Annotated in this window: 12 protein-coding genes; 5 read left to right on the top strand and 7 right to left on the bottom strand. The window is 71.6% G+C overall.

All coding sequences use genetic code 11. The features are described from left to right. Positions 1-16 precede the first annotated feature (16 nt). From GA0115234_RS38415 to gcvPA, 7 genes are all read right to left on the bottom strand, one after another. On the bottom strand, positions 17-736 hold the full coding sequence (locus GA0115234_RS38415; RefSeq protein WP_093551031.1) for a lysophospholipid acyltransferase family protein: 720 nt from the start codon (positions 734-736) through the stop codon (positions 17-19). A 69-nt stretch (positions 737-805) separates the two neighbouring features. Then, positions 806-2,023 (bottom strand): DUF4032 domain-containing protein, encoded by a 1,218-nt coding sequence (locus GA0115234_RS38410; protein ID WP_093551029.1) that lies wholly within the window; start codon positions 2,021-2,023, stop codon positions 806-808. A 109-nt stretch (positions 2,024-2,132) separates the two neighbouring features. Further along, positions 2,133-2,774, bottom strand: coding sequence for a GntR family transcriptional regulator (locus tag GA0115234_RS38405; protein ID WP_093551027.1), 642 nt, complete (start codon positions 2,772-2,774; stop codon positions 2,133-2,135). A gap of 49 nt (positions 2,775-2,823) precedes the next feature. Next, positions 2,824-3,570 (bottom strand): SDR family NAD(P)-dependent oxidoreductase, encoded by a 747-nt coding sequence (locus GA0115234_RS38400; RefSeq protein WP_093551025.1) that lies wholly within the window; start codon positions 3,568-3,570, stop codon positions 2,824-2,826. A 62-nt stretch (positions 3,571-3,632) separates the two neighbouring features. After that, the gene (locus GA0115234_RS38395) at positions 3,633-4,778 is read right to left on the bottom strand and encodes an ATP-NAD kinase family protein (protein ID WP_256088920.1); all 1,146 of its coding nucleotides are present in this window, start codon (positions 4,776-4,778) and stop codon (positions 3,633-3,635) included. After that, entirely contained in the window at positions 4,775-6,373 is a 1,599-nt protein-coding gene (gcvPB, locus tag GA0115234_RS38390) for an aminomethyl-transferring glycine dehydrogenase subunit GcvPB (protein ID WP_256088919.1), read from the bottom strand. The genes GA0115234_RS38395 and gcvPB overlap by 4 nt, the downstream gene beginning before the upstream one ends. Beyond that, complete coding sequence (gcvPA, locus tag GA0115234_RS38385) at positions 6,370-7,761, bottom strand: aminomethyl-transferring glycine dehydrogenase subunit GcvPA (RefSeq protein ID WP_093551024.1); 1,392 nt, start codon at positions 7,759-7,761, stop codon at positions 6,370-6,372. The genes gcvPB and gcvPA overlap by 4 nt, the downstream gene beginning before the upstream one ends. A 143-nt stretch (positions 7,762-7,904) precedes the next feature. On the opposite strand from gcvPA, the gene GA0115234_RS38380 reads away from it, so the two are divergent. Genes GA0115234_RS38380 through GA0115234_RS38360 form a run of 5 tightly spaced genes read left to right on the top strand, consistent with a single transcriptional unit; the run spans position 7,905 to position 15,258 of the window. Then, the gene (locus GA0115234_RS38380) at positions 7,905-9,242 is read left to right on the top strand and encodes an ABC transporter substrate-binding protein (RefSeq protein WP_093551022.1); all 1,338 of its coding nucleotides are present in this window, start codon (positions 7,905-7,907) and stop codon (positions 9,240-9,242) included. A gap of 4 nt (positions 9,243-9,246) precedes the next feature. Beyond that, positions 9,247-10,173 (top strand): carbohydrate ABC transporter permease, encoded by a 927-nt coding sequence (locus GA0115234_RS38375; RefSeq protein ID WP_093551020.1) that lies wholly within the window; start codon positions 9,247-9,249, stop codon positions 10,171-10,173. Then, complete coding sequence (locus GA0115234_RS38370; RefSeq protein WP_256088918.1) at positions 10,170-11,027, top strand: carbohydrate ABC transporter permease; 858 nt, start codon at positions 10,170-10,172, stop codon at positions 11,025-11,027. The genes GA0115234_RS38375 and GA0115234_RS38370 overlap by 4 nt, the downstream gene beginning before the upstream one ends. Then, positions 11,024-13,057 (top strand): beta-galactosidase, encoded by a 2,034-nt coding sequence (locus GA0115234_RS38365; protein WP_093551017.1) that lies wholly within the window; start codon positions 11,024-11,026, stop codon positions 13,055-13,057. The genes GA0115234_RS38370 and GA0115234_RS38365 overlap by 4 nt, the downstream gene beginning before the upstream one ends. Next, on the top strand, positions 13,054-15,258 hold the full coding sequence (locus GA0115234_RS38360; protein ID WP_093551015.1) for an MGH1-like glycoside hydrolase domain-containing protein: 2,205 nt from the start codon (positions 13,054-13,056) through the stop codon (positions 15,256-15,258). The genes GA0115234_RS38365 and GA0115234_RS38360 overlap by 4 nt, the downstream gene beginning before the upstream one ends. Positions 15,259-15,353: the final 95 nt, after the last annotated feature.

Genomic DNA, 15,353 nt, shown 5'->3' with positions numbered 1-15,353 from the left:
GAGCGCGGATCCGCCGTCAGCGTCGCCTTTTCGGGAACTTCCTGGGCTGACCGTCCTGTTCGGCCTGCGCGGCCTTCGCCTTGGCCGCGTACTCGTCGACGTACTCCTGACCGGACAGCCCCAGGATCGCGTACATGATCTCGTCGGTGACCGCCCGGATCGCGGCCTTCTGGTTGTCCATCCCGGCGTAGCGGGAGAAGTCCAGCGGCTCACCGAAGCGGATGGTGACGCGCCTGATGCGCGGGACGACCTGTCCCGGCGGCTGGATCTCGAACGTACCCACCATCGCGCACGGCACCACGGGCACCTGGGCCCTGATCGCCATGACGGCCACGCCCACCTTGCCCTTGTAGAGGCGGCCGTCGTGCGAGCGGGTGCCCTCCGGATAGATGCCCAGCAGCTCGCCCTTGCCCAGCACACCGAGCCCCTCCCGGATCGCCGCCTGCCCCGCCTCCTTCCCGGAGCGGTCCACCGGGATCTGTCCGATGCCGCGGAAGAAGGCGGCGGTCAGCCGTCCCTTCACCCCCGGTCCGGTGAAGTACTCGGCCTTGGCCAGGAACGTGATGCGCCGTTTGAGGATCGCGGGCATCAGGAAATGGTCCGAGAACGACAGATGGTTGCCGGCGACGATGGCCGCGCCCTCCTCCGGAATGTGCTCCAGGCCCTCGATCCTGGGGCGGAAGAACAACCGGAGCAGCGGCCCGATGACGACGTACTTGAGCACCTGGTAGAACACGGGGCGGCTCCTGGGCCTCTCGTCTGGATCCTGTCCGGCTCGCCGGCGCACGGCTCCGGGAGGGGCAGCCTATGTGCCGCTGTCGTCCGGTGTAAGCGCCTTCCCCACGTAGTCCGCGACCGCCGCGTCGAGTTCGATGTCCTGCTGGGCCTGTTCGCACAGCGACCAGCGGTGTTCGAGGAGTTCGTGGTAGAGCTCGGCCGCGTCCGTCCGGGTGGGCACGTGGTCGCGCGCCGCGCGGACGGCGGGCCGGAAGATCTCGCGGACCCAGCGGTGGGCCAGCACCTCGGTGCGGGCGCCGTTCCGGTCGCCGGGAGCGTAGTCGTCCTGGGTCGCCATCCAGCTCTCCAGGTCGTTGAGGAGCCGTCGTGCCTGGTTCTCCTCGGCGTCCAGCCCGGTGAGGCGCAGGAGCTGGCGCTGGTGGTGACCGGCGTCCACCACCTTGGGCACGAACGTGACCGTGTCCCCGTGGTCCGCGTGCGATATCTGCATCTCGGCGACGTCGAAGCCCAGGTCGTTGAGGCGGCGGATACGGCGCTCCATGTAGTGGTACTTGCCCGCCGGGTAGACGGAGGTGCGCGTCAGCTCCGACCACAGCGCCTGGTAGCGCTCCTCGATCTCCAGACCGAACGCGATCGGGTCGATGGAGGGGTGCAGCGCGCCGGCCGCCTCCAGGTCGAGCATCTCGCCGCTGATGTTGACCCGCGCGAGATCGATGTCGTACGCGCGCTGCCCGTCGCTCAGCCGCGGGTGCAGCTCCCCGGTCTCGGCGTCCACGAGATAGGCGGCGAACGCGCCCGCGTCCCGCCGGAACAGGGTGTTGGACAGCGAGCAGTCGCCCCAGGCGAACCCCGTCAGATGCAGCCGCACGAGGAGGACGGCGAGCGCGTCCATGAGGCGGTGCACCGTACCCGGGCGCATGGTCGTCTCGAACATCGACCGGTAGGGGAGCGAACCGCCCAGGTGGCGGGTGATCAGGACGGGTTCGAGGGGCGATCCGTCGGCCTCGGTGCGGCCGGTGACCACGCCGAGCGGGTCGACGGCCGGTATCCCGAGCCGGTCGAGCGTCCGCAGGAGCTCGTACTCGCGCAGCGCGGGACGCTCGGCGAGTTCCTTCACCGCCACGGTCTCCTCGCCCGCTCGGGCGTACCGCACCACGTGCCGGGAGATGCCGCGGGGGAGCGGCACCAGATACTCGTCCGGCCACTGCTCCAGGGGGGTGTGCCAGGGCAGTGCGAGCAGGAGGGCCGGGTGTTCGGGGTTGGTGGCGCTGATCTGCAGAGTCATGCGGTCACGGTCCCTGGGTCGCGCGGCGGGTCGACCCCGATCGGACCCCGGGAAGGCGGTGCGGGTCAAGACCCGGGTCCGACCCGCACCGTCACCGCGCCGCCCGCGGTCAGTCCTTCAGATGTTCCAGGATCCGGTGCATCCCGCTGTTCCAGTTCTCCTTGAGCGCCGCGACGGCCGCGTCCAGATCGCCGCGTCGCAGGCACTCCGCGATCCGCTCGTGCTCCTCCGCGGAACGCTCCAGGATGTCCTGGTCCCCCAGGGCCACCCGCTCGTAGCGGTGCATCGTCACCTTCAGGGAGGTGATCAGCTTCATCAGGCGGTCGTTGGTGCAGCCGGACAGGAGGAGGTCGTGCCACGCGTCGTCGTAGCGCTCTATGACGTCGTGCGGTGCCTGCGGGACCGAGAAGGCGCGTGCCTCCTCCAGGAGACGGGGGGCCGTCGCCGCCAGGTGCTCCGGATCGCTGGACTCCAGGGCGAGCGCCTCCAGAGTCGCGACGATCGCGGACAGGTCGCGGAACTCCCGCGCGCTGAGCGGGGTGAAGCGGAAGCCCTTGCCGCGCTCGCTGGTGATGACGCCCTCGCGCTCCAGCGTGATCAGGGCCTCGCGCAGCGGAGTACGGCTGACGCCGAGTTCGGTGGCGAGCTGCCCCTCGTTGATCGGCGAGTTGGTCGCGATCGTGCCGCGCCCGAGGCGCTTGATCAGTTCCTCCTTGACCTGTTCGCGCAGCGGGCGGTTTTCGATTGGCATGTGAGGCTGCCCTCCCCTTCGGTCCGGTCGATTATCCGCTACCGGAAAGTCACGCGGTACCGGCGCCGTCGACCGGGATGACCGCTCCGCTCAGGAACGCCGAGGCGTCGGAGGCGAGGAACGCCACGGTCTGAGCGATGTCGCGGGGCTGCCCGATCCGGCCGAGCGGCCGGTCGGCGGCGTCGGCGTAGAAGGCGTCGGAGCTCTCGCCGAGCTGCCGGGCCTCCTCGGCGAGCATCCCGGTGGCCGTGTCACCGGGGCAGACGCAGTTGACGCGGATGTTGTCGGGGCCGTGGTCGATGGCCATGGCGCGGGTCATATTGACGACGGCGCCCTTCGACGCACAGTACGAGACGGCCCGGCCACCGCCCCGGATGCCCCATCCGGAGCCGGTGTTGATGATGGAGCCGCCGCCCCGGGACGCCATCCCGGGGATCACCAGGCGGCTCATCAGCATCACCGAGCGGATGTTCACGGCCATCACCAGGTCCCAGTCGTCCTCGGTGATCTCGCAGACCGTGGAGCGGCGGATGATGCCGGCGTTGTTGAAGAGGACGTCCACACCGCCGAACCGCTCCTGCGCCGTGTGCGCGACCGCCTCGCAGTCCTCGCGCCGCGACACGTCGCAGCGCACGAAGATCCCGTCGGTGTCCTTGGCGGTGCGTTCGCCGCCGTCCGTGTCGATGTCGGCGATCACCACGCGGGCGCCGAGCTCGGCGAGGACCTGCGCGGTGGCGCGGCCGATGCCGGCTCCGCCGCCGGTCACGATCGCGCGCTTGCCGTCGAGGGAGATCATCCTGGGCTCCTTGTGTCCGGTGTCGGGGGTACGAGTTGTGTCCGGTGTCGGGGGTACGGGGGTCACCCGGCCAGGCGGTACAGCGAGGTGCGCCGCCTGCCGGTGATGACGGGAAGGTGGCCGGACAGCTCCGCGTCGAGCGCGTCGTCGCCGGTGTCGAGGAGGAGGGGGCGGCCGCCGAGCGCGGCCAGTTTCGTTTCCGTGCACAGCACGAGCAGGCGCTCGCGTCCGCCCGCCGCGCGCAGGACGCGGGGCGAGATCTGCTGGTTGCCGCGGCCCAGGAGGAAGCCCTGTCCGCCGATGGGGGAGAGGGCGACCCAGTCAGGGGCGAGCGCGAGGAGGGCCTCCTCGGCGGCGTCGCGCGCCACGACCCGGGGCGGGTGGCCCGGCCGCAGGGCGAGCACATCGACCCCGGTGAGCGAGACGTCCGCGCCGAGCACGGCCGCCACCGCCCGGGTGGTGCTGCCGGGGCCGAGCGCGAGCAGCCCCTCCCCGACCCGCTCGGCGACCTCGGCCGCGATCCCGGCGACCGTGTCCGGCGCGGTCGCGGTGCTGCCGGTCTTGCGCTGCTGCACCCGGACCGGCACGTCGGGGACGGGCAGCCACCCGAAGAGCCGGGAGGTGACGCGCCCTTCGCCCACGGCGTCCTCGTCGCGGTCCATCACCTCCGCGTCCCGCAGTCGGACGCCGCCCGTACGGGCGAGCCAGGCCGCCGCGACCTCACCCGCGGCGCGCGGGCTGACGGCGAAGACGGCCGAGTGCATCTTCACGCCGGTCGGCACGCCGAGGACCGGGCAGGGTACGTCGCCGAGGGCGCCGAGCACGTCCCGCGCGGTGCCGTCGCCGCCCGCGAAGAGCAGGAGGTCCACCCCCTCGGCGACCACGGCGCGCACCGCGGCAACCGTGTCCGCCGCGGAGGTGTCCCGCCCGGCCCCGGCGGCGTACACGACCCGTTCCGTGAGTCCCGCGGCGGCGACGGACCCGGCGCCCAGCGGACCGGCGGCGGTGACGACGAGGAGCCCGTCCCGGGCCGGCCCGGCGGCACGCGCCGCCAGCTCGCCCAGGGCCGCGGCCGCGCGTGTCTCCGCCAGCGGGCGTGCGCCCAGCGCCAGGGCCGTGCGGGCCCGGTCCGGGCCGTCGGTGCCGCCCAGGCCCACCCGGCCGCCGAGCCCGGCGACCGGGTTGACCACCAGGCCGACCCTCGTCACGGGCGGCCCGCTCCGCCCAGCACCTTGCGGCAGTAGGCGCGCCAGGAGACCGCCCAGGTTGCGGGGTCGTCCAGGGCCTCGGGGCGCACCCGGTGGATGGTGGAACGGTGCGGTGCCGTGCGCACCGTCTCCGGGTCCTCGTACGCCTCGCGGGCGATCTCCGCGAGGATCGCGGCGTACTCGTCGAGGTCGGCGCGGGTGTAGGACTCGGTCGGCTCCAGCGTCATGGGCTCCGGCACCACGTAGGGGTGGTGGCTGGTCCAGTAGTGCGTGCCGAAGTCCGCGGCGCGCAGGCCGAGGTCCTCGGAGTGCAGGCCGGTGTCCTCGTGGAGCTTCTCCCAGCTGTAGCGGACCTGCTCGACGCGCGGGCGCCCCGCCGCGTACGGCACGGAGACGCCCGGGATCCGCCGGACCTTGTGGAGCAGGTAGTTGTTGTTGAGGACGGCCGTCTCGGCGGCGGCCCGCAGGCCCTCGGCGCCGAGCGACATGATCCACGCGTACGCGCGCACCAGATTCGGCACCACGCCGTAGAACGGCCGCATCTTGCCGACGGACTCGGGCCGGTCGTCGTCCAGCCGGTACACACCCGTCTCCGGGTCCAACTCGACGGTGGGGCGCGGCAGATACGGGGCGAGCTCCGCGGTGACCGCGCAGGCACCCGCCGCCGGGCCGCCGCAGGCGTGCGGCGTCGAGAACGTCTTGTGGAGATTGAAATGGCACAGGTCGAAGCCCGCGTCCCGGGCCCGGGTGATGCCGAGGACGCCGTTCGCGTTGGCCTGGTCGTACGAGCAGAGGCCGCCCGCCTCGTGCACGATCCGGACGAACTCCTCGATGCGCGGGTTGTAGATGCCCGTGTCCTCGGGATTGGTGATGAGCAGCGCCGCCGTGCACGGGCCGACCGCCGCCCTGAGCGCCTCGATGTCCGGATAGCCGTCCGCGTCCGGGTGCAGGGTGATGACCTTGAAGCCCGCCGTCTTCGCGCAGGCCGCGTTGGACGGGTGGGAGAAGATCGTCGTGATGACCTCGTCGCGCTGCTCCAGCTCACCGCGCGCGGCGAAGTGGGCGCGGATCATCGCGACGTTGGTGTAGATCGCGGCGGAGCCCGCACCCGGCTGGAGCGAGACCCGGTCCATGCCGGAGATCTCCTTCAGCAGCTGCTCCAGGCTGTGGATGATCCCGAGGACGCCCTGGACCGTGTCGGCGTCCTGGAGGGGGTGCAGCGCCGCGATCCGCGGGTCGCGGACGAACTGGTCGTTGACCTTGGGGCTGTACTTCATGGTGCAGGTGCCCTGGCCGACGTCGATGTTGAGATCGGCGCCGAGGTTCTCCTGCGACAGCCGCAAGTAGTGCCGCAGGACCTGCTGCTGGGACATCTCCGGCAGGGCGGGCGGCTCGGCGCGGCGCAGGGCGGCGGGGATGGCGGGAGCCTCGACGGACGGGTCCGCCACCGGGACCAGGACGCCGCGCTCGCCCGGCGAACCGAGCTCGAAGATCAGCCTCTCGTCCCAGGACGCCTGCCGGAATCGGCGCAGGCGCGGCTTGGCGGCGATGCGCGCCTCCTCGGGGGAGACGGACACGGGTGCGTGGGCGGTCACTTGACGATCTCCTCCAGGGTCGCGGCGAGCCGGTCGATGTCGGCCTTGGTGTGGACTTCGGTGACGCAGTACGCGGCCTCCTGCTCGCCGGTCGGTACGCCGCCGAAGATGCCCCGCTCCTTGAGTCCGGTACGGATCTCGGCCGCGGTCCTGCCGCCCGTGTAGCGGACGGTGAAGTCGGCGAAGTGCAGGGCGTCGCCGTACGGGACCTCGATTCCGGGCACCTCGGCGAGGCGTCGGCGGGCGTACGCGGTGAGCGCGAGGATCGTCTCGCCGATCTCCCGCATGCCCTGCGGTCCCATCAGCGCGAGGTAGACCCCGGCGCCGATGCCGTGCAGCGCGGCGGCCGTGCCGACCCACTCCTTGCCCTCCTCGCGCAGTGCGAACGAGGTCCGTTCGTAGGCGACGTCGCCGAAGCCGTACTCGCCCTCGACGGTCGTCGGGACCAGGCCGAACAGGCGTGAGGGGTACTCGGCGACCAGCCGCTCCTCGTCACGGGTGGCGATGAAGCCCGCGTTGCCGCCGCCGAAGCTCTGGTGGAGGCCGAGCGGCTGGATGTCGCCGCACGCGATGTCGGCGCCGAGCGCGGAGGGCGGCGCGAGCACTCCGAGCGTGAGCGGATTGCAGCCCATGACGTACAACGCCCCTGCCTGATGGGCGAGTTCGGCGAGGCGGGGGAGCGCCCCGTCGACGATGCCGAGCGCGGAGGGCGTGTCCGCGTACACGGCGGCCGTGTCACCGGCGGCGAGCGCGTCGCGCACCGCGTCGAGGTCGGCGCAGCCGGTGCCCGGATCGACCGGGACCACTGTCACGTCGTGGTCGGGGCGTACGTAGTCACGGATGCGGGAGAGCTTGTCGCCGTCGATCGCGGTGGCGACGAGCACCCGGCGGCGGCCGGTGATCCGGCCGGCCATCCGCAGGGCGGTCCCGGCCGCCTGGAAGCCGTCGTACACCGGGACGTTGACGATCTCGACGTCGAGCAGCTCGGCCATCATCGACTGGTACTCCCACAGCGCCTGGAAGCGGCCGTGGTCCTCGTAGGGCTCGCCCGCGTATGCCGTGAGGAACTCGCTGCGGTTGACCACCTCGTCCACGACCGCCGGTACGTGGTGCTGGTAGCAGCCGGATCCGAGGAAGCTGAGCGCCTGCCGCGTCGAGGTGTTGCGGCCGAGCAACCCCTCCATGTGCCGGGTGAGTTCGGCCTCCGAACGCAGGGGGGCCGGGAGGTCGAGGGGGCGGTGCAGCCGGATGCCGTCCGGGATGTCGGCGTAGAAGTCCTCGACGCCCGCGGCGCCGATCTCCTCCAGCATCGCCTGCCGGACGGCCGGGACGGCGTTGGGGATGTAGGGATGGGTGTAGGTGTGGGCGGAGTCCTGGGGTGACGTCATGCCGCGCCTTTCGCGTGAGCCGGCTCGGGGGCCGGCCGTGGACCACAGCAGCAAAAGTCTTTGGGTGTACACCTCTTGACGGCAGCCTCCGTCATTCAGTGTTCTGAATACAGCATTAGGCATTCAGGCTCCAGGAGGCAAGAGTGTCAACAGGACCCACCCGACGGGCCGTTCTGGCCACCGGCATCGCGACCGCGGCATCGTCCCTGGTCGGCGGATGTGCCATGGGCGGTGCGGGCGGCGGCCAGGCCCGCGACATCGGCGGCAGGAAGGACGACGAAGGGGGCAAGGTCAGCGGGAAGATCACCGTCTGGTCGTGGGACGTGGCCGCCAAGGCCATGAAGCGCCTGGCCCGCACCTTCGAGGAGCACCACCCGGGTACCACCGTCGACATCGTCGACATCGGCTACGACAACGCCTACGACAAGATCACCGTGGGCCTGCGCGGCGGCTCGGGCCTCGCCGACGTCCTCACGGTCGAGGGCAGCCACATGCCGCGCTACCTGGGCAACTTCCCGGGCGGCTTCTACGACCTGACGAATCTCGGCGGCCGCTACGGGGGCGACTTCGACCGTGCCGCGTGGCACACGGTCACCGGCAAGGACAGCGCGGTCTTCGCCCTGCCCTGGGACATCGGTCCCTGTGCGCTCTACTGCCGCACGGACCTCTTCCGTGCCGCCGGAGTCGACCCCGCGTCACTGCTGACCTGGGACGACTACGTGGCAGCGGGCATCCGCATCAAACAGGCCACCGGCCGCAAGACGCTGATCATGGACTCCACCGACACCGGGATCCTGCCGATGCTGCTCCAGCAGCAGGGCCAGTCCTACTTCAAGGGCGGCCGTGTCGCGGTCGACACCCCGGAGGCCGTGAAGGCCCTCACCCTGATGAAGACCCTGCACGACAAGGGGCTCGTCGACTACGAGAAGGGCTGGGACGGGCTCGTCACCGGCACCAAGGAGGGCAAGGTCACCACCACGCCCTCCGCCGCCTGGTGGGCGGGCACGCTCACCGACGAGATGCCGGAGCTGAAGGGCAGATTCCGTGTGGTGCCGCTGCCCGGATTCACCGCCGACGGCGCCCGGACCTCGAACATCGGCGGCTCCACGCTCTGCGTCCCCGCACAGAGCAAGAACCCCCGCCTCGCCTGGGCGTTCATCGAGTTCCTGCTCACCGGCAAGGCCAACCAGGTCTCCATGCTCAAGCGCGAGGGCCTCTTCCCCGCCTATCTGCCCGCACTCGACGACCCCTATCTGAGCACGAAGCAGGAGTTCTTCGGCGGGCAGGCGGCCTTCGACGTGTTCGCCCGGCTCGCCCGCAACATCCCGCCGGTCGAGTACGACAAGGACGACGCGAAGGCCACCGACATCATGGTCTCCGCCGTCACCGGTGTGATGCTGCGCGGCAAGGACCCGCGCGCCGCCCTGGACTCGGCCGCGCGGCAACTCGCCACGGCCACCGGCCGCGAGAGGGTGAAGTAACCCGATGGCCGTCCAGACCACCTACGACCGGGCGGTCGCCCCCGCCCGCGCCCCGTCCCCGGCACGCCGCAGACGGCGGCGCCCCACCGCCTGGCTCTTCGCCGGACCCGCGGCCGCCCTCTTCGCGCTCTTCTTCGCCTATCCGCTGGGCGCGAGCCTGCTGCAGAGCTTCACCACCGAGGACGCCGGAACCACCCACTGGGTCGGACTCGACCAGTACCGGCGGATGATCGACGACCCCGCGTTCCTGGAGTCCCTGTTCAACACCGGGATCATCCTCGTGGTGCAGGTCCCCGTGATGATCGGCCTGGCGCTCGTCCTCGCCGTACTGCTCAACCAGTCCTGGCTGCGCTTCCGAGGCACCTGGCGCGCGGTCTACTTCCTGCCCGCCGTCACCACACTCGTCGCGTACGCCGTCGTCTTCCAGGTCCTCCTCAAGACCGACGGCGGCCTCGTCAACCAGATCCTCGGCGCCGTCGGCATCGGCCGGATCGACTGGCTCAACAGCCCCACCTGGGCTCGCGTCTCCCTGATCGCCTCCCTGACCTGGCGCTGGACCGGATACAACGCCGTCATCCTGCTCGCCGGGCTCCAGGCCATCGGCAAGGAACAGTACGAGGCCGCCGCGATCGACGGTGCCGGCACTCTGTCCACGTACGCGCGTGTGATCCTGCCGCAGCTGCGCCCCGTCGTCCTGTTCTGCGTGATCACCTCCACCATCGGCACGCTCCAGCTCTTCGACGAGAACTACGTCCTCACCCGCGGCGGCCCCGACGACGCCACCCTCACCCCGGTCGTCTACCTCTACAAAGTCGGCTTCCAGCAGCTCGACTTCGGCTACGCCGCCGCCATCGCCTGGGTCGTCGTGGCCCTCATCGCCGCGATCTCCGCCCTCCAGTACGTCGCCTTCGGAAGGGAGCGCCGCCGGTGACCGCCCTCCAGCAGGCCCCTGTACGCATCCACCCGGCCCGGCGCGCCGGCCGGTACCTCACCCGCCTCCTCCTCGCGGCCGGCGCCGTCGTCAGCCTGGTGCCGTTCCTCTGGATGGCGATCGCCGCGACGCACTCCACATCGGAGCTGTTCCACTCCCCGCCGCCGTTCCTGCCCGGCGGCCGGCTGCTCGACAATCTCGTGCGGCTCCAGGACACCATCGGCTTCGGGCGGGTCCTTCTCAACAGCGTCGGCATCGCCGTCGTCCACACCGTGCTCAGCTCGCTGATCTCCGCCATGTGCGGCTACGGACTCGCCAAGTACCGCTTCCGCGGCAGGGGGCTGCTGCTCGGGGCCGTGCTCGCCACCATGATGATCCCGTTCCAGGTCCTGCTCGTGCCGCTCTTCCAGATGATGGCGAGCATCGGCTGGATCGACTCGTACCAGGCCGTGGTCCTGCCGTTCCTGGCGAACTCCTTCGGCATCCTCCTGATGCGGCAGAGCTTCGTCGACTTCCCCGACGAACTCCTCGAATCGGCCCGGATCGACGGCTCCGGCGAGCTGCGCACCTTCTACCAGGTCGTGCTGCCGTGCGTGCGCCCACAGCTCGGCGCCCTGGTCATCTTCACGTTCATGGCGCAGTGGAACAGCTTCATCTGGCCGCTGCTCATGCTGAACTCCGAGGACAAATACACCGTGCCCGTCGCGCTCAACACCCTCACGGGGCTCTCCCACGTCGACTACTCGGGCCTGATGCTCGGCTCGCTCCTCGCCACGCTTCCGCTGATGCTCCTCTTCCTGCTCTTCCAGCGGCAGTTCGTCGCCGGACTCCTCGGCGGGGCGGTGAAGGGATGAACCGTCTGACCCGTGTCCAGGGCGTCCTGTACGGCGGCGACTACAACCCCGAGCAGTGGCCCGAGGACGTCTGGGCCGAGGACGCCGCGCTGATGCGCGAGGCCGGCGTCACCATGGTGACCGTCGGCGTCTTCTCCTGGGCGCGGCTCCAACCCGGCCCCGACACCTGGGACTTCGACTGGTTCGACCGGCTTCTCGATCTGCTGCACGCCCACGGCATCGCCGTCGACCTCGCCACCGCGACCGCGTCACCGCCCGCCTGGCTGGTGCGCGCCCACCCGGAGATCCTCCCGGTCACCGCCGACGGCGTACGCCTCGAATTCGGCTCGCGCCAGCACTACTGCCCCTCCTCGCCCGAATACCGCGCCGCCGCGCTCCGCCTCACCCGCACCCTCGCCGAGCGCTACGCACACCACCCGGCCCTCGCGCTGTGGCACATCCACAACGAGTACGGCGACCACATCACCGAATGCTTCTGCGCCCGCTCCGCCACCCACTTCCGTGCCTGGCTCATCGACCGCTACGGCACGATCGACGCCCTCAACCACGCCTGGGGCACCGCCTTCTGGTCCCAGCACTACGGCACGTACGAGGAGATCGAACCGCCGCGCACCGCCCCCGGACCCGTCAACCCCACGCAGCTCCTGGACTGGCGGCGCTTCTGCTCCGACGCCCTCCTCGACTGCCACCGCGCCGAGCGGGAGGCACTGCGCGAACTCGACCCGGACACCCCGGCCACCACCAACTTCATGTCCATGTGCCAGGCACTCGACTACTGGAAGTGGGCCGAGCACGAGGACCTCGTCTCCGACGACGCCTACCCGGACCCCGCCGACCCGCGCGCCCACGTCAACGCCGCCCTCAACTACGACCTGATGCGCTCCCTCAAGGGCGGCCGGCCCTGGCTCCTCCTCGAACAGGCACCCTCCGCCGTCAGCTGGCGCCCGGTCAACGTCCCCAAGAAGCCCGGCCTGCAACGCCTCTGGTCGCTCCAGGCGCTGGCCCGCGGCGCCGACGGCATCATGTACTTCCAGTGGCGGGCCTCCCGCGCCGGCGCGGAGAAGTACCACAGCGCGCTGCTCCCGCACCGCGGCACCGCGTCCCGGGGCTGGCGCGAGACGGTCCGCTTCGGCGCCGAACTGGCCCGGCTCGGCGAGCTCACCGGCGCCACCACCCCGGCGGACGTGGCGATCGTCCACGACTGGGACTCCTGGTGGGCCCTGGAGGGCGACGACCACCCCTCCGCGCGGATGCGCTGGCGCGAACTCCTGCGCCCCTGGTACGCGGCACTCCACGCCCGCGCCGTCACCACCGACTTCGTCCCCCCGCACGCCGACCTGACCGGCTACCGGGCGGTCCTGGCCCCCAACCTCCACCTGCTGCGGCCCGAGAACGCCGCACGCATCGCCGCCTACGTACACGGCGGCGGCCACCTCGTCTGCGGCCCCTTCAGCGGCGTCGTCGACGGCCACGACCACATCCACGACGGCGGCGCGCCGGGACCGCTGCGGGACGTACTCGGCGTGTCCGTCGACGAGTTCTGGCCGATCCCCGACGGAGCGGCGGTGCCCCTCGCCTCCGGCGCCGAGGCCACCCTGTGGAGCGAGTGGATCGAGCCCGGGGGTCCGGACACCGAGGTCGTGGACGTGTACGCGGCCGGTGAGCTGACCGGCCGCCCCGCCGTCACCCGCCACCCGTACGGCACCGGCACCGCGTGGTACGCGAGCGCACACCTCGGCGACGGCATCGAGGCTGTGCTCGAAGAGGCGCTGCGGGCAGCGGGCGTACGCCCCGTGCTCGACGTCCCCGAGGGCGTCGAGGCGACCGTGCGCTCCGGCGCGCGGGGCACGTACCTCTTCGTCCTCAACCACAGCGACCACGACACGAGCACCCCGCTGACCGGCCGCTTCGCCGCAGGCGGCACCGACCTGCTCACCGGAACCGCCGTCCGCGACCACATCGCCCTCGGCCCGCTCGGCGCCGCAGTCCTGCGCATCGCCACCGAATCCCTTGGAGAGACCGGGAAATGACCCGTTGGAGAGACCGACACCTGACCGGGCACCGTCCGCTGGGCGCACTGACCGCGCTCCTCCTGGTCGGCGGCGCCCTCGCCGTACCGCAGACGGCCACCGCCCACGGGCACCCCGAGCCCCCGCCCGCCTACGCCGACGTCCTCGACCTGCACGGCACCCCTGCCACCGCGCAGCCCGGTGACGACGAGGACAACAACCCCGTCAACGTCTTCGCCGACCGGGGAGCGTGGCACGCGTACGCCCTGCCGGAGGCCGGTGACAAGGACGGCTACGGCGGCTTCTCCGGGCCCCTCTACATCGCCCAGGAATACCCCTGGTGGCTCAGCAAGTCCTTCAGCCGCATCCGCCTCACCGAACACGGCCGCGCCCTGGACCTGGCCGGCGGCGGCGCACCCCGCCTCACCTCGCTCCCGGGCCTGCTCCGCCAGTCCTACGACCTCGGCCGCGGGCTGCGCCTCACCCTGGAACTCCGCTTCGCCACCGACCGCACCGCCCTGGTCAGGGCCGAGGTCCGCAACACCGGCCGGTCACCCCGCACCCTGGGCGCCGACTGGACGGGCAGCCTGCTGCGGCCGGCCGGCCGGCCGATGCACGGCGCACCGTCGCTGACCGCCACCGGCTCCGGCGTCGGCGTCGACTTCGCGAAGGTCCGCGAGACCTGGGACTACCTCACCGACGGCACGGAACGCTTCGAGATCACCCACAAGGACCGCGTCCGCACGACGGTGGACGGCGACACCTACCGCACCGAGGCCGCGGCCCCGGTGACCCTCGCGCCCGGCCGCGCGCACAGCTTCGACTGGACCGAGTCCTACACCTTCACCACCGCCGAGCGCACGAAGGAGAAGGCGAGGGCCCGCGACGTACTGGCCCGCCCCGCGTCCGTCGTGTCCTCCTCCGACGCACGCTGGCGCGGCTACGTGGCCGGGGTGATCCGCGGCGTCCCCGCCGACCGGCGGCGCACGGCCGTGAAGTCCCTGGAGACCCTCGTCACCAACTGGCGCAGCGCGGCCGGGCGGATCAAGCACGACGGGATCACACCGTCGATCTCCTACAAGTGGTTCACCGGCGGCATCTGGGCCTGGGACACCTGGAAGCAGGCCGTCGGCACCGCCCGCTTCGCGCCCGAGCTGGCCGAGTCGCAGATCCGCGCCATGTTCGACTGGCAGATCGGGCCGGACTCGACTACCCGCCCCCAGGACGCCGGAATGATCCCGGACGTCATCTTCTACAACGACCCCGCACGCGGCGGCGGCAACTGGAACGAGCGCAACTCCAAGCCCCCGCTGGCCGCATGGGCCGTGTGGGAGGTGTACGCGAAGACGGGGGACAGGGCCTTCCTGCGCGAGATGTACCCGAAGCTCGCCGCGTACCAGGCCTGGTGGTACCGCAACCGGGACCACGACCACAACGGCCTCGCCGAGTACGGCGCCACCGTCGACCCGGCCAACGACTCTCCAGAGGAACGGCGCCTCGCCGCGGCCTGGGAGAGCGGCATGGACAACGCGCCCCGCTTCGACGCCACCCTCGGCACCGGCATCGTCGCCAACAAGGCCGCCGACGGAACGCTCCTCGGCTACTCCATCGACCAGGAGTCCGTCGACCTGAACTCCTATCTCGCCGCCGACCAGGGCTACCTGGCGCGCATCGCGGGCGCGCTCGGCCGCGGCGCCGACGCCGAGCGCTGGAAGCGGCGCTCCACCGCCACCTCCACCGCCGTCCGTACGAAGATGTACGACCCCGCCGACGGCTGGTTCCACGACATCGCGCTCGGCACCGGCGCCCCGCTCACGGACCGCGGCCGCGGCATCGAGGGCGCGGTCCCGCTGTGGACCGGCACGGCGTCCGCCGCACAGGCCCGCGCCGTGCGCGGGAAACTGACGGACCCGGCGGAGTTCGCCACGGCCGTTCCCTTCCCGACCGTGGCGAAGAGCTCCCCCTACTTCTCACCGACGGCCTACTGGCGCGGCCCCGTCTGGTTCGACCAGGCCTACTACGCCCTCGGCGGCCTGCGCCGCTACGGCTACGGCAAGGACGCGGACGCCCTGACGGACCGGCTCCTCGCCCATGCGTCGGGTCTCGCGGGCGACGGACCGATCATGGAGAACTACGACCCGACGACCGGTGCGCCGCTCAACTCGCCCAACTTCAGCTGGTCCGCGGCGCTGCTGCTGCCGATGCTGACGGGAGACAGATAGCGGGGCGGAACGGGGGCGGGCGGCGGCGCGATCGCGGCGCGGAACGGTGGGCTCTCCGCGCGTGCCCGACGCGGCGGGCCGGGGCGGTACGTGGC

It is taken from the genome of Streptomyces sp. DvalAA-43 (assembly GCF_900091725.1).
Taxonomy (GTDB): Bacteria; Actinomycetota; Actinomycetes; order Streptomycetales; family Streptomycetaceae; genus Streptomyces; species Streptomyces pulveraceus.
Note: the sequence above shows the minus strand (reverse complement) of the source record. Positions and strands in the feature narration are given on the sequence as shown.

Bases quoted from the DNA above. Each gene is read 5' to 3' on its own strand.
- GA0115234_RS38410 (WP_093551029.1), bottom strand. From the start codon at position 2,023: ATGACTCTGCAGATCAGCGCCACCAACCCCGAACACCCGGCCCTCCTG.
- GA0115234_RS38405 (WP_093551027.1), bottom strand. From the start codon at position 2,774: ATGCCAATCGAAAACCGCCCGCTGCGCGAACAGGTCAAGGAGGAACTG.
- GA0115234_RS38400 (WP_093551025.1), bottom strand. From the start codon at position 3,570: ATGATCTCCCTCGACGGCAAGCGCGCGATCGTGACCGGCGGCGGAGCC.
- gcvPA (WP_093551024.1), bottom strand. From the start codon at position 7,761: ATGACGTCACCCCAGGACTCCGCCCACACCTACACCCATCCCTACATC.
- GA0115234_RS38375 (WP_093551020.1), top strand. From the start codon at position 9,247: ATGGCCGTCCAGACCACCTACGACCGGGCGGTCGCCCCCGCCCGCGCC.
- GA0115234_RS38365 (WP_093551017.1), top strand. From the start codon at position 11,024: ATGAACCGTCTGACCCGTGTCCAGGGCGTCCTGTACGGCGGCGACTAC.
- GA0115234_RS38360 (WP_093551015.1), top strand. From the start codon at position 13,054: ATGACCCGTTGGAGAGACCGACACCTGACCGGGCACCGTCCGCTGGGC.